The 11,409-nt window shown below is 72.7% G+C and carries 16 protein-coding genes and 1 pseudogene; 5 read left to right on the top strand and 12 right to left on the bottom strand.

What is annotated here, in order from left to right; all coding sequences use genetic code 11:
* The first annotated feature begins 227 nt into the window (after positions 1-227).
* Complete coding sequence (locus FOE67_RS06260) at positions 228-1,175, top strand: LolA family protein (RefSeq protein ID WP_182661293.1); 948 nt, start codon at positions 228-230, stop codon at positions 1,173-1,175.
* A gap of 104 nt (positions 1,176-1,279) precedes the next feature.
* On the opposite strand, the gene FOE67_RS06255 is transcribed toward FOE67_RS06260, so the two are convergent.
* The 5 genes and pseudogenes from FOE67_RS06255 to FOE67_RS06235 form a co-directional block, all read right to left on the bottom strand.
* The gene (locus FOE67_RS06255) at positions 1,280-1,561 is read right to left on the bottom strand and encodes a hypothetical protein (protein ID WP_182661301.1); all 282 of its coding nucleotides are present in this window, start codon (positions 1,559-1,561) and stop codon (positions 1,280-1,282) included.
* 672 nt (positions 1,562-2,233) lie between these two features.
* Positions 2,234-2,362 (bottom strand): annotated as a pseudogene (locus tag FOE67_RS06250) (VapC toxin family PIN domain ribonuclease); the annotation flags it as partial.
* 147 nt (positions 2,363-2,509) lie between these two features.
* Positions 2,510-3,160: a class I SAM-dependent methyltransferase gene (locus FOE67_RS06245; RefSeq protein ID WP_323384348.1), complete on the bottom strand. Its 651-nt coding sequence runs from the start codon at positions 3,158-3,160 to the stop codon at positions 2,510-2,512.
* Positions 3,161-3,289: 129 nt separating this feature from the next.
* Positions 3,290-3,490 carry a DUF397 domain-containing protein gene (locus FOE67_RS06240; protein WP_182661292.1) on the bottom strand — a complete coding sequence of 67 codons (201 nt, stop codon included), beginning with the start codon at positions 3,488-3,490 and terminating at the stop codon, positions 3,290-3,292.
* Positions 3,487-4,317, bottom strand: a complete 831-nt coding sequence (locus FOE67_RS06235; RefSeq protein ID WP_182661297.1) for a helix-turn-helix domain-containing protein — start codon at positions 4,315-4,317, stop codon at positions 3,487-3,489. The genes FOE67_RS06240 and FOE67_RS06235 overlap by 4 nt, the downstream gene beginning before the upstream one ends.
* 164 nt (positions 4,318-4,481) lie before the next feature.
* On the opposite strand from FOE67_RS06235, the gene FOE67_RS06230 reads away from it, so the two are divergent.
* From FOE67_RS06230 to FOE67_RS06220, 3 genes are all read left to right on the top strand, one after another.
* Positions 4,482-4,682, top strand: a complete 201-nt coding sequence (locus FOE67_RS06230) for a hypothetical protein (RefSeq protein WP_182661290.1) — start codon at positions 4,482-4,484, stop codon at positions 4,680-4,682.
* Entirely contained in the window at positions 4,679-4,918 is a 240-nt protein-coding gene (locus FOE67_RS06225) for a DUF7848 domain-containing protein (RefSeq protein WP_182661288.1), read from the top strand. Before FOE67_RS06230 ends, FOE67_RS06225 begins: the two co-directional genes overlap by 4 nt.
* 242 nt (positions 4,919-5,160) lie before the next feature.
* Positions 5,161-5,778: a TOPRIM nucleotidyl transferase/hydrolase domain-containing protein gene (locus FOE67_RS06220; RefSeq protein ID WP_182661286.1), complete on the top strand. Its 618-nt coding sequence runs from the start codon at positions 5,161-5,163 to the stop codon at positions 5,776-5,778.
* Positions 5,779-6,279: 501 nt separating this feature from the next.
* On the opposite strand, the gene FOE67_RS06215 is transcribed toward FOE67_RS06220, so the two are convergent.
* Positions 6,280-6,690: a four-helix bundle copper-binding protein gene (locus tag FOE67_RS06215; RefSeq protein WP_182661284.1), complete on the bottom strand. Its 411-nt coding sequence runs from the start codon at positions 6,688-6,690 to the stop codon at positions 6,280-6,282.
* Positions 6,691-6,826: 136 nt separating this feature from the next.
* On the bottom strand, positions 6,827-7,288 hold the full coding sequence (locus FOE67_RS06210; RefSeq protein ID WP_182661282.1) for a VOC family protein: 462 nt from the start codon (positions 7,286-7,288) through the stop codon (positions 6,827-6,829).
* A gap of 24 nt (positions 7,289-7,312) precedes the next feature.
* On the opposite strand from FOE67_RS06210, the gene FOE67_RS06205 reads away from it, so the two are divergent.
* Positions 7,313-7,921, top strand: a complete 609-nt coding sequence (locus tag FOE67_RS06205) for a CGNR zinc finger domain-containing protein (RefSeq protein ID WP_228473607.1) — start codon at positions 7,313-7,315, stop codon at positions 7,919-7,921.
* 94 nt (positions 7,922-8,015) lie between these two features.
* On the opposite strand, the gene FOE67_RS06200 is transcribed toward FOE67_RS06205, so the two are convergent.
* The 5 genes from FOE67_RS06200 to FOE67_RS06185 all read right to left on the bottom strand — a co-directional run bounded on the left by FOE67_RS06200 (position 8,016) and on the right by FOE67_RS06185 (position 11,319).
* Positions 8,016-8,432, bottom strand: a complete 417-nt coding sequence (locus tag FOE67_RS06200) for a VOC family protein (RefSeq protein WP_182661280.1) — start codon at positions 8,430-8,432, stop codon at positions 8,016-8,018.
* 5 nt (positions 8,433-8,437) lie between these two features.
* Positions 8,438-8,863 carry a helix-turn-helix domain-containing protein gene (locus FOE67_RS06195; RefSeq protein ID WP_182661278.1) on the bottom strand — a complete coding sequence of 142 codons (426 nt, stop codon included), beginning with the start codon at positions 8,861-8,863 and terminating at the stop codon, positions 8,438-8,440.
* Positions 8,864-9,406: 543 nt separating this feature from the next.
* Complete coding sequence (rarD, locus tag FOE67_RS06190) at positions 9,407-10,438, bottom strand: EamA family transporter RarD (RefSeq protein ID WP_182661276.1); 1,032 nt, start codon at positions 10,436-10,438, stop codon at positions 9,407-9,409.
* Positions 10,439-10,707: 269 nt separating this feature from the next.
* Positions 10,708-10,839, bottom strand: a complete 132-nt coding sequence (locus FOE67_RS29985) for a hypothetical protein (protein WP_267133304.1) — start codon at positions 10,837-10,839, stop codon at positions 10,708-10,710.
* Between the two features lie 54 nt (positions 10,840-10,893).
* Entirely contained in the window at positions 10,894-11,319 is a 426-nt protein-coding gene (locus FOE67_RS06185; RefSeq protein ID WP_228473606.1) for a Uma2 family endonuclease, read from the bottom strand.
* Between the last annotated feature and the right edge of the window lie 90 nt (positions 11,320-11,409).

Raw genomic sequence — 11,409 nt, 5'->3', positions numbered from 1 at the left:
GGACACAGCCACCGGGCCCCGCCCCCGACCCGGAACGGTAACGGCCCCGGAGCCGACCGGGTACGGCCCCTAGGGGCGGGGAGGCACCCCGGGGGTCGGGGTCATCCCGACGGAGGACACCGGAACGCGACCCGGGGCCGATGCCCGTGATCCCCCTCCCGGGGTGGAATGGGGTTATTCGGAGGACGACCGGGGGACGAGGTCGCCGAGAGAGGGAGTTGGGCATCATGGCAGCGAAGACGGGTCTGCGTCGGGTGGGGATTCCGCTGGCGGTCGTCGTCGGGATCTCCGCGATCGGCGCCGGTGTGTACCCCGCGCTCGCGGGGGAGCGGGGACCGGAGCTGCCGGAGGTCGGTGTCGACGAACTCATGGTGCGCATCGTCGAGTCCGAGACCGAGCAGCTCTCGGGCACGATCCGGGTGCGCAGCGGGTTCGACGTGCCGGGCGTCAGCGAGCTGGCCCGCTCCATGGGCGGCCCCGCCGGCCACCTGGCCGGGCTGGCCACCGGCAACAACACCCTGCGGATCGCCGTGGACGGCCCGGAGCGGCAGCGCCTGGTCATCGCCGAGGGCGACGAGGAGTTCAGCGTCTTCCACGTCGAGGGCGAGGTGTGGATGTACGACGGCACCTCGAACACCGCCTACCACGCCGTCCTGCCGCGCGAGGAGTGGGAGGCGGCCCTGGAGGAGTACGAGGACCGCGACCCGGGCGCAGCGCACGAGGAGTTGGGCGGCCTGACCCCGCAGGAGGCGGCCCGCCAGTTCCTGGAGGCGGCCGGTGAGCACGCCGAGATCACCGTGGACGGCACCGCCCGGGTGGCCGGCCGGGAGGCGTACGAGATCCTGGTCGTCCCCACCGGTGAGGAGGCACGCGCCGCCGCCGCCGAGACCCCGATGGGTGCGATGGAGTCGGTGCGGATCGCCGTGGACGCCGAGACCGGCGTGCCGCTGGCGGTCACCGTGGAGGGCACCGACCGGCCGCTGCTGGACATCGCCTTCTCCCGGATCAGCTACGAGAAGCCGGCCGGCGGCAGCTTCGACTTCACGCCCCCGGCGGACGCCGAGATCGTGGACCTCAACGAGCCGGGCGCCCTGGACGACCTCGCCCTCCCCGGCCTGTTCGGCGGCGGCCTCTTCGCGGACGAGCACGGCGCGTACGACGCCCTGGAGGGCTGAGCCACCGCGACCCGACCGGGATCCACCGGGCCGGGTCTCCGGCACACCCCGCCGCCCGGCGGGACGCGGCCCCGGAACCCCCTCGACGGGGGCCGGCCGGGGCCTCACGGCACGTCGTCGGGAAGCGGGCCGTGAGGCACGCTCAACACGCACTGCGGGCAGGCGTAGAGGATGAAACCCGGTCCGCTCATGGTCTGCACGTAGCGAACCGGGGTGGGCGCGGTGGTGCGGCGCTCGCAGTTGCAGCACACCACCCCGCCGGCGGGAGCCGGGGCGAGGTCGTCGTCCCGGGGGGTCCCTCCGTCCGCTGTGTCCGCGCCGCCGGAGAGGGCGGCCCCGGGGCCCCCGGCGGTCTCCCCGGCCGCCGGGACGCCGGGCCCGCTCAACCCGGCCGGTCCCTCCGGCGCGGGAGTGCCCCGGTGCCTGCCGGAGGAGGGGGCCGGGGACGGGAAAGGGCCGGGGAAACCCGGCCCGTGGGGAGGGCGTGAGCGCACCGGGAACGGCTCCCCGGGCACCGGCCGGAGTTCCGGCGGCCGGGACACGGGCCCCTCCGGAAAGTCGGCTTCCCCGAAGGCGTCCTCGGTCGCCCCCGGGTCACCGGCCCCGCTTTTCACGCCCCGTCACCGACGAGCGGGAACGGACCGGGCCCCCGACGGTCTTCCGCCGGCCCCCTCCGATCACTCGTCAGGGTCATCGTGAACTCCCGTTCCTCCAGGGGCGCGTGATGCGGCGATCGGCCACGCGCTGGCGCAGGCAACGGCGCCCCGCCGGGCCGGTGGACCGGACACGACCGGCCGACCGGCAACCCGGGCCGCGCCCGGTGTGCGCGGGGCGGGCGTAGCGGCAACGCGAGCAACCTCTCACAGGTCATCAGGATATGACTCCGAGCACCCGGTGGTCTCCCCTTCGGCGCGAGATCCCGCTCACCGGGCAGGTATCGGACGCGGGCGGGTATCGGCCGGGCACGGTGTGCGCGGAAACCCGTGACGCCCACCGTCCGGGGCGGGTGTCACGGATGGAGTCCTTCCGGGGGCCGGGGTGCGCGTTCGTGTTCCCGGTCAGCCCTCGTGCGGCACCCGGGGGCGGGTGACCGGTACGACGGTGAGGAGACCATCCAGCCCTTTGAAGTCGTCGGGGTTGGTGGTGAAGAGGGGGAGATCCGCCGCCACGGCGATGGCGGCGATCAAGCGCCCGGTGCCTCCCGTGCCGTGGGTGGTGAAGGGGCGTTGTGGGACTCCTTCGGTCGGGAACGCGGCGATCGGCCGCGAGGTGCCCGACCGGGGTGGCGATGGGGCACGACCTCCTTGCCGCGCCCCTTTGGCGGGGGCGGAGGGTCAGCCGGGGTGCTCGCCGTTGCGCATCAGCAGCCGGCCCCGGCGGAACCGCTCCCCCTCGCACGGCTCCCGCAACATCCGGCCGATCTCGACGAACCCGGCCTCGCGGGCCGACGCCGCGAGGCCGTCGATCGGCCACCGGTGGGCCGTCGTCACCTTGTGGTCGAACGCCGCCACCGGCCCGCCCCCCGACTCGAAGAAGCCGAGCAGGAGATGACCGCCGGGGGCGAGCATCCGCCGGAAGCCGGCGAGGTACGAGGGCACCTCCGGCGGTGGGAGGTGGATGAGCGAGTACCAGGACACGATGCCCCGCAGCCGGCCGTCGGCGAGGCCCGGGGCGAGCATGGAACCCACCTCGAACCGCAGGTCCGGGTACGCCTCGCGGGCCAGGGCGATCATCGCCGGGGACAGGTCGATGCCGAAGGCGTCCAGCCCGAGGTCCCGCAGGTGCGCGGTCACCCATCCGGGCCCGCAGCCCATGTCGGCGACGGGCCCGCCCCCGGCGGTCCGCACGAGTTCGGCGAAGGCGGCGAGCACCGCGCGATCCAACGGCAGGCCGTCGAGCGCGTCGCGGACGAGTTCGGCGTACCGCACGGCCACGGCGTCGTACGCCTGCGCCGTGGCACGGAGGTGGGAGGGGGAGTCGATCACGAACGAGCACAGTAGGGCTTCGGGGCGTCGCGCCGCCGCCCGTTTCCCCGCCCGGGGCGCCGGATGGAGGGTTTCCGGCCGGCCCGGGCGAGTGCCGCCGCGCGCCCGGGCGGAGGCGCGGCGGGGGGATCAGACTCCGCCCGCCCTGAGCCCCGTCACGAACGAGGCGAACGAGGCGGCGGGCAGTACGAGCGCCGGACCTTGGGGGTGCTTGGAGTCCCGGACGGGAACCACGCCGAGGGAGCCGGCGAGATTGGCCGCCACCTCGACGCAGGCGCCGCCGTTCTCGCTGTGGGAGGACGTGAACCAGAGCGGGGATTCGGTCGTCACGAGATGCCCTTTCGTAGCTGCTCGATCATGTCCACGGATGCCGCCTGTGAGAGAGCTTCGGCTTGTAGTTGATGGTAGGCAGTCAACAGCGCCACCACCGAGGCCGTTTCCCGTTCGAGCCGGCCACGTTGTGCGGATTCCGCGTAGGAGAGAAGCGAACGATTGTCCATCGTCAGGATGTAGAGCGGCAGGGTGAGCGGTCGGCGATCACCCATCGCGAAGGGAGCGACCTGGAGCACGGTGTTCGGTAGCGCCGCGAAGTCGATCAGCCGGGCGAACTGGTCGTCCATGACGGTGGGTCCACCCACGGGTCTTCTGAGACAGCTCTCGTCCAACACGACGAAGAGCAGGGGTGGCGGCGTGCGTTGGAGGACCGCCTGGCGCTTCCCGATCAGCGCGAGACGTTCCTCTCCCTGCTCGGGGGTGATCGCCCCTCGCTCGACCGCGCGGGCGGTGAGCGCCGAGGTGTACTCGGGCGTCTGGAGGACCCCCGGAATGACGCCCACCTCGTAAAGCCTGAGCTCCACGGCCCGTGCCTCGTGGGTGACGTACTCCGGGAACCCTTCCAGCAGGGCCGTCTGACGCAGGGCCATGCTCTGGCGTTCCAGGCTGTCCCCCGTGCGGAACGCCCTGTCCGCACTTGCGGCGAAACGTTTGGTTGGAGGACGGCGACCGGTTTCCACGGCCGAGACGTGGGTGCCGGTGCACCCGATCCGCTCGGCCAATTCCTCCTGTGTCCACCCCCGCTCGTCGCGCAGTCTGCGCAAACGTTCCCCGAAGGCCGCGCAGGGGGAGCTGTCGGGGTCGAGTTCCTTGCGGTTCACCATGGCGGATCCCATCTCTGCGAGCGGAAAACGCAAGTTGAGCGAGCCCTCACGGTAGGCGACCCTGATTCCCCTTGGTAGTGCTTTCGCTACGGAGAGGAATTTCCGTGTGTGCTCACAACCCTTCCCCCGGGCTCCCCGAACCTCCGTCCGTCCCGTCCGGTGACGTGCTGCCGGAGCATGAGGAGAACCGCGCCTCGCCCCGCCGGACCGACGGGGCGGAGGCTTCCCCGCACCCACCCCACCCGGCACCGGCGGAGGAGGGGTGCCGCCCCGCCGATCCGTCTTCTCTCGCCGAACTCCGCAGGCAACAGGCTGTGTTGGCCGAGGCGGTCGAGGCCCACTTCCGTGAGTTGGGGGCCCGGTGAGCCGCTCCGTCCACCGCTTCCGGGAGTACGTCATCGAGCCGGACACCGAACCGGACGCCGAGGCGATCACCTTCACCGTGCACTGCGCGGTGTGCGGAAGGGCCGGCCCGACGGCGGAGACCACCGACGCGGCCGGCGAGTGGATCGTCACCCACCTCGGGGAGAAACCCGAACACCTGTCGTACCGCGAGGTCGTCACCCGCCCCTACCGGGCCATCCCGGGGGAGTGGCGGTGAAGACGCCGGAAGGACGGTCGGGGCGGACCCTCCTCGTGCCCCCTTCGGGGAAGTGGGGAACGGCGGGGATCCCCTTTCCTCGCGGGGCCTGCCCGCCGGGACGCCCGATCCCGTGGTGTGACCGCTCCCGGGAATCGGATGCCCGGGCGGTCGGGGTCCGCCGGCCGCCGCGGGTTCCGAGGCCGCCGAATCATCCGGTTGACCCCGTGCCACGCGGGCGACGGGAGGTGCAGACTCGTCGCATGGCGGACATGAGGGCTTTCCGGGAGGCGGTCACCGGCTGGGCGGCGGGTGGCCCCGAGGGACCGGCACGCGACCTGGCGGAAAGCTCGGGGGTGCGGATCGCGGTGCTCGTGGAAGGACTGAGCGACCTCGCGGCCGTCGAGGCACTGGCCGAACGACGCGGCCGGGACCTGGCGGCCGGGGGAGTGTGCGTGGTGCCGATGGGCGGGGCGATGAGCGTCGGTGGTTACGCCGCCCTCCTGGGGCCGCCCGGCCTCGGCCTGCGCCTGGTGGGCCTGTGCGACGAGGGCGAACGGGGTTTCTACGAACGCGGTCTGAGACGGGCGGGAGCGCCGCTGCGGGACATCCACGTGTGCCGGGCGGACCTGGAGGACGAACTCCTCCGCGCGCTCGGCATACCGGGGGTCGAGGAAATCTTCCGCGCCGAGGGCGACTTCCGTTCCTGGCAGACCTTCCGGCACCAACCCGCCCAGCACGACCGGTCCCCGCATCAGCAGGCGCGGCGCTTCCTCGGCACCAGGAAGGGCCGCAAGATCCGCTACGGCCGGCTTCTGGTCGAGGCCCTCGCCCCGGACCGGACACCGCCCCCGTTCGACGACCTTCTCGCGAGCCTGTGAGGCCGCGAACGAACCCACGCTTCGAGCGCTCACCGGCTGCCGGTACGAGCGGTACGGGTGGCGTGGGCACGTACTCGGTCGGCCCTTCCGGGGGCTTCACCGAAACCACGCGCTCCACCGTGGGCCCGGGGGCGTTTCCGTCTGCCCGGCCGATACGCCGGGGCGGGAGGTGGCCATGAATCGGTTTCGCGGGCTCGTGGCCGACTTCGGGACGACCGACGATCCCTTGACCCGGGGCGAGGTGGAGGCGGCCCGTGTTCTGCTCCGCCGTGACGGCGGTGGGCCACTGCACGAGGTCCGGCCCGCCGGGCCCGGACGGCGAGAGCCTTCGTCGGAGGAGACCGTTCGCCCACTCCGCGGGCCCCGGATCGACGAGGTCGTCGAGGTGTGATCACCCCCGGGGCCGTGCCCTCCGGAACGGCCCCGGCCGGGGCTGATCACCTCTCCCGCGTGAGGGCCGGGTTCTCGTCCGAACGGGAATCCCGGACCCCGACGGTCCGGTCAGCCGAGGCGGAGCAGCAGGGCCTCGCAGGCCTCCTCGCAGCGACGGCAGGCCTCGGCGCAGTGCCGGCAGTGCTCGTGCATCTCCGCGTGGCGTTCGCATTCGTCGGCGCAGGTGCGGCAGGCGGTCAGACAGGCCTGGACGACCGCCCGGGTCAGATGGGCGTCGTAGCCGGTGTGCCGGGAGAGCACGGAGGCCGTGGCGGTGCACACGTCGGCGCAGTCCATGTTGGTGCGGATGCACTTGGACAGTTCGCCGAGGTTCTCCTCCGACAGACAGGCGTCGGCACAGGCGGTACACGCCTGGGCGCAGGCCACGCACTCCTCGATGCAGCGGGCCAGTGCCTCCCGGTCCACGTCGCCGAGGTCGGCCGGGTAGGTGTCGAGCATTTCCTTCACCACGGTGGTCATGTCGGTCCTCGCGATCCCGGCGGGACGGGCACGACCGTTCGCCGCGCCGGGAACATCCCGCCGACACCGGGTCGGGTGACCGGTGGGACGGGGGACAAACCCCGGCGAAGACGGCGTTTTCCGGCCATCACCGGTGTCAGGTGGCGCAGAACTCGTTGCCCTCCGGGTCGGCCATGATCACCCAGCGACCGGCCGGCCCCTGGTCCACCTCGCGCAGCACCCGGGCGCCGAGCCCTTCCAGTCTCCTCACCAGGGCGGCGAGGCGTTCGGGGTCGCCGTGCGCCTCCTGCACGTCGATGTGCAGGCGGTTCTTGACCGTCTTGGCCTCCGGGACGTGCTGGAAGAGCACCCGACGACCCAGGCCGATGCCGGAGCGCGGATCGACGGGATCCTCGGGGTGCCGGATCCCGGCGTAGTCGCGCCAGGTGCGGCGTCCGCCGTGTTCCACCAGCTCGTCACCGGTGATGTGGCCGGCCGCGAGCAGGTTCTCGATGAGCGGCGACACGTCCTCCACCTCGTACCCGAGCGCGCCGGCCCAGAAGTCCGCGAGGCGGTTCGCGTCGTCGGCGTCGAAGACGACTTTCCACGTGGTATCCATGTAACCCTTTATAGTGGTTACGTGATGGAGGCCACAACCGGAATGGCGATGCGCACCGCGAGCGGTGCGCCCTACCGCTTCGACGCCGGGGCGCTGTGCCTGGAGTTGCTGATCACCGGCGGGCCCGGCCCCTACGACCGGTACGAGAGCCTCCACGCCCCCGAGGGCGTGCGGCGCTGGGTCGCCGAGTGCCGGCTCGACCCCCGCCCGGGGGTCGCCGTCGGGCCGGACGACCCCGCCGCCCTGCGGCGGCTGCGGGACGCCCTGTGGCGGCTGGCCTCGGCACGGGCCGGAGCCGTCGATCCGCCCATCGGCCCGCCGACCGACGGAGACCGGGCGGTGCTCAACGAGGCCGCCGCCGGACCGCCGCTGGTCACCCTGCTGGGGCCCGGGAACGAGCGGATCGCCGCGCCCGGCGCGGACGTCCCCCGACTGATGACCGAGATCGCCCGGGACGCCGTGGATCTGCTCGGCGGACCGCGTGGGGACCGGCTGCGGGAGTGCGCGGGGGAGCGGTGCCGACTGCTGTACCTGGACCTGTCCCGCCCCGGCCGACGCCGCTGGTGCGCGATGGCGAACTGCGGCAACCGGCACAAGGTGCGCGCCCACCGCGCCCGGGGCGGGGAGGGGTGACCGGGGTCGGGAACACGCCGGTGCCCGCCGCCGCCCCGCGAACGCGGGACGCCGGCGGGCACCGGGGGACGGCGGGCCCAGACGGCCGGAGGGGTCAGCCCTTGAGGCGCTGGGTGAAGCGGATCATGTTGCCGGACGGGTCGCGGAAGGCGCAGTCCCGCACCCCGTACGGCTGATCCATCGGCTCCTGCATCACCTCTCCACCGGCGGCCCGGACGCGCTCGAAGGTGGCGTCACAGTCGTCGGTCGCGAAGATCACGGCCCGCAGCATCCCCTTGGCCAGCAGCTCCGCCATGGTCCGCCGGTCCTCGTCCGAGGCGTTCGGGTCGGCGAGCGGCGGCTCCAGCACGATCTCCACGTCGGGCTGCGACGGCGACCCGATGGTCACCCACCGCATCCCCTCGAACCCGACGTCGTTGCGCACCTCCAGCCCCAGCGCGTCCCGGTAGAAGGCGAGCGCCTTGTCGTGGTCGTCGACGGCGATGAAGCACTGCGAGAGTTTGATGTCCATGCCGATCACGCTACGACCGGACGGGGCCGCCGGGCTTCTCCGTTCCTGACCGGTCGGGTGAAAACCTTGGCGACGCAGGGTGGGACCGCAGAGCCCTCGGAGTGGTCGCGGGCGCGATAGGCGCTCGGACTCTCGCCGACCAGCTCGGTGAACCGCGAGCTGAACGACCCCAGCGAGGTACAGCCCACCGCCATGCAGACCTCCGTCACCGACAGGTCCCCGCGCCGCAGCAGCGCCTTGGCCCGCTCGATCCGGCGGGTCATGAGGTAGTTGTACGGCGTCTCGCCGAAGGCGGCGCGGAAGCTGCGGGAGAAGTGGCCGGGCGACATGTGGGCGACCCGGGCCAGAGCCGGGACGTCGAGCGGCTCCGCGTAGTCGCGGTCCATCAGGTCACGGGTCCGGCGCAGCCGTGCCAGGTCCGACAGCATCATCCACCCAGCATCCCACCCCCCACCGACACCGCCGGGGGACACGCGGCGGCGGGGGCCCACCCCTCGCAGGGGTGATGAGGACCGCCGCCGAGGCCGGTGGGCAGGCGTGGCAGCTCCTGTTGCTACCCCTCACAGGGGTGATGAGGACCCTCGACCCGACACTCCCGGAGGAGACCGACACCCCGTTGCTACCCCTCACAGGGGTGATGAGGACACGTGGACGTGGCGCAACTCCAGGCGCAGGTGGACATGTTGCTACCCCTCACAGGGGTGATGAGGACGCACGACTTCCTGTGGCACATGTATGCCGCCGCCCGTTGCTACCCCTCACAGGGGTGATGAGGACCGCCCCCACCTGACCCTCAGCACGGACGGTTTCGCCGGTTGCTACCCCTCACAGGGGTGATGAGGACCCCATTGTGAAGGTCCAGGTGGGGTGGGGTCGAGAGGGCGAGGCAGAGGCCGATTTTTCAGCGGACCTCCGGTCGTGCGCGAAACCCCGGAGAGTCGCTGAAATCCGGACCGCCCCACCCCCGCCGCGCCTCAACCGCGTTGCGCCGCCGAGCCGGCGTCGGCGCCGGTCCCGGCGCCTCCCGGACCGCCCGCGTCGGCCCCCGCCGGGATGCCGCCGGCCACGGCCGTCGCCTCCGGCGGGCCGGTGGGTGCGCTCTCGGCCAGCCGCGCCCCGGCTGCCCGCCCGGCTTCCCGCAGGGCGGCCCGCGAGCGGCGGGCCTGCCGCAGCACGTCCCAGGTGAGGATGGTCAGCGCGGTCCACACCATCAGGAAGCCGATCCACCGCTCCGGCGGCATCTCCTCGCCGAAGGCCAGCAGGCCGAGCAGGAACATGGTGGACGGTGCGATGTACTGCATCAGGCCGACCGTGGAGAGCGGGACGCGGACCGCCGCAGCGCCGAAGAAGATCAGCGGCAGCGCGGTGGCCAGGCCGCTGCCGATCAGCAGCAGGGTGTGGCCGGCGCCCTCGGCGACGAAGCTCGACTCGCCGCGCGCGGTCAGCAGGATCACGAAGCCCAGTGCGGGGAGGAACTGGAGGGCGGCGTCGGCGCTGAAGCCCTCCAGGCCGTCGAGGTCGGTGCGCTTCTTGACCAGTCCGTAGAGGGCGAAGGTGACGCTGAGGACGAGGGACAGCCACGGCACCCGGCCGTAGGCCACGCCCATCACCACGACCGCCAGCAGGCCGATGCCCACCGCTGCCCACTGTGCCGTCCGCAACCGTTCGCGGAGCAGCAGCACGCCGATGGCGATGGTGATCAGCGGGTTGATGAAGTAGCCGAGGGACGCCTCGATGACGCGGTCGTTGGCGACGGCCCAGATGAACAGGTACCAGTTGACGGTGATCAGCGAGGTGGAGACGGCCACCAGGGCCAGCCGCTTCGGCTGTCGGAGCAGCCCGGGTATCCACCCCCACCGGCCGACGATCGCGAGGATCACCACGGCGGTCGGCAGTGACCACAGCATCCGGTGGGCCAGCACCTCGGCCGGGCCGGTGGTCGCCAGCAGCGCCCAGTACAGGGGGAGGAGCCCCCACATGCCGAAGGCGGTCAGGCCGTAGGCCATCCCCGCACGGTGTGCCGTCGATGCCGTCGAGGTGCCCACAGTCGTCCAACCTCCCGCGGAAGTCGCAGATCCGGGGGTGCCCGGAAGCCGTCGAGTAGGGGAAGCCCGGTGTCGCGCACGACGCCGTGCCACCCCCCGAAGGTAAGCCTGTTCGAGGGGTGGTGTCATTCCCGTTCCACATTATGGTCCTGTACGCGACGGCCGGGGCTCCGGGGGCGGGGGAGGCCCGGGAACGCTCGGCAAGGCTTCGCGGAGGCGTTCCCCGGTGTTCACCGCCTGCGCAGAGCGGCTCCGAGGTCGATGTCCACGGGGAAGGACACGTCCACCTTCAACCGTTCGTGGTGAACGCCGGTGGGCACGTACGAGCCCGTCGCGGGATCCAGTGCGTGGACGTACGCCACCACCCGGTCATCCTCCTGTTCGACCCGCCAGAAGTGACGGATGCCCGCCTCCGCCTACTTGCGCGGTTTGACGCCCCGGTCCCGACTCCGTGAGTCGGGTGAGACCACCTCGACGGCCAGAAGCACGTCCTCGGGAGCGAAGAACGTGACGTCCGGTGCCTCCGCCGCTTCGGCCCGGACCACCACCACGTCCACCTCCGGGCGGTCCCGGGGGCCGAGACGGACGGTCATCCCGTGCAGTACGTCCCACCCGGCGGGAACGGCGGCGAGGAGGGAGGTCCCCACCGGGCGGAGGGCCCGGGTGTGGAAGAGGTTCCGGGGGCCGGGGAAGTTCGGGGTGCCGTCGAGGAGTTCGACCCGGCGCGGCAGGCCGGGCAGGCGGTCGAGGTCCTCCGCCCGCCGGGTGCCGGCGGCCGGCCACGCGGCGTGCGGGGCGGGAGCGCGCCGGTCCCCGGGGTCGACCGTCTCCGGTGTCGTCATGGGCCACACCCTGCACCGTCACCGGGCCGACAACGGTTCCCACCGGCGGGGTTTCCCCCGAAGGGGCGACACCGCCGCCCACCTCCCACC

The organism is Streptomyces calidiresistens, from assembly GCF_014141525.1.
Classification (GTDB): domain Bacteria; phylum Actinomycetota; class Actinomycetes; order Streptomycetales; family Streptomycetaceae; genus Streptomyces; species Streptomyces calidiresistens.
Note: the sequence above shows the minus strand (reverse complement) of the source record. Positions and strands in the feature narration are given on the sequence as shown.

What these genes read in the sequence shown, in the direction of transcription:
- FOE67_RS06260 (WP_182661293.1), top strand. Translation starts at nt 228, where the DNA reads ATGGCAGCGAAGACGGGTCTGCGTCGGGTGGGGATTCCGCTGGCGGTC.
- FOE67_RS06235 (WP_182661297.1), bottom strand. Translation starts at nt 4,317, where the DNA reads ATGGTGAACCGCAAGGAACTCGACCCCGACAGCTCCCCCTGCGCGGCC.
- FOE67_RS06220 (WP_182661286.1), top strand. Translation starts at nt 5,161, where the DNA reads ATGGCGGACATGAGGGCTTTCCGGGAGGCGGTCACCGGCTGGGCGGCG.
- FOE67_RS06215 (WP_182661284.1), bottom strand. Translation starts at nt 6,690, where the DNA reads ATGACCACCGTGGTGAAGGAAATGCTCGACACCTACCCGGCCGACCTC.
- FOE67_RS06210 (WP_182661282.1), bottom strand. Translation starts at nt 7,288, where the DNA reads ATGGATACCACGTGGAAAGTCGTCTTCGACGCCGACGACGCGAACCGC.
- FOE67_RS06205 (WP_228473607.1), top strand. Translation starts at nt 7,313, where the DNA reads ATGGAGGCCACAACCGGAATGGCGATGCGCACCGCGAGCGGTGCGCCC.
- FOE67_RS06200 (WP_182661280.1), bottom strand. Translation starts at nt 8,432, where the DNA reads ATGGACATCAAACTCTCGCAGTGCTTCATCGCCGTCGACGACCACGAC.
- FOE67_RS06195 (WP_182661278.1), bottom strand. Translation starts at nt 8,863, where the DNA reads ATGATGCTGTCGGACCTGGCACGGCTGCGCCGGACCCGTGACCTGATG.
- rarD (WP_182661276.1), bottom strand. Translation starts at nt 10,438, where the DNA reads ATGGCCTACGGCCTGACCGCCTTCGGCATGTGGGGGCTCCTCCCCCTG.
- FOE67_RS06185 (WP_228473606.1), bottom strand. Translation starts at nt 11,319, where the DNA reads ATGACGACACCGGAGACGGTCGACCCCGGGGACCGGCGCGCTCCCGCC.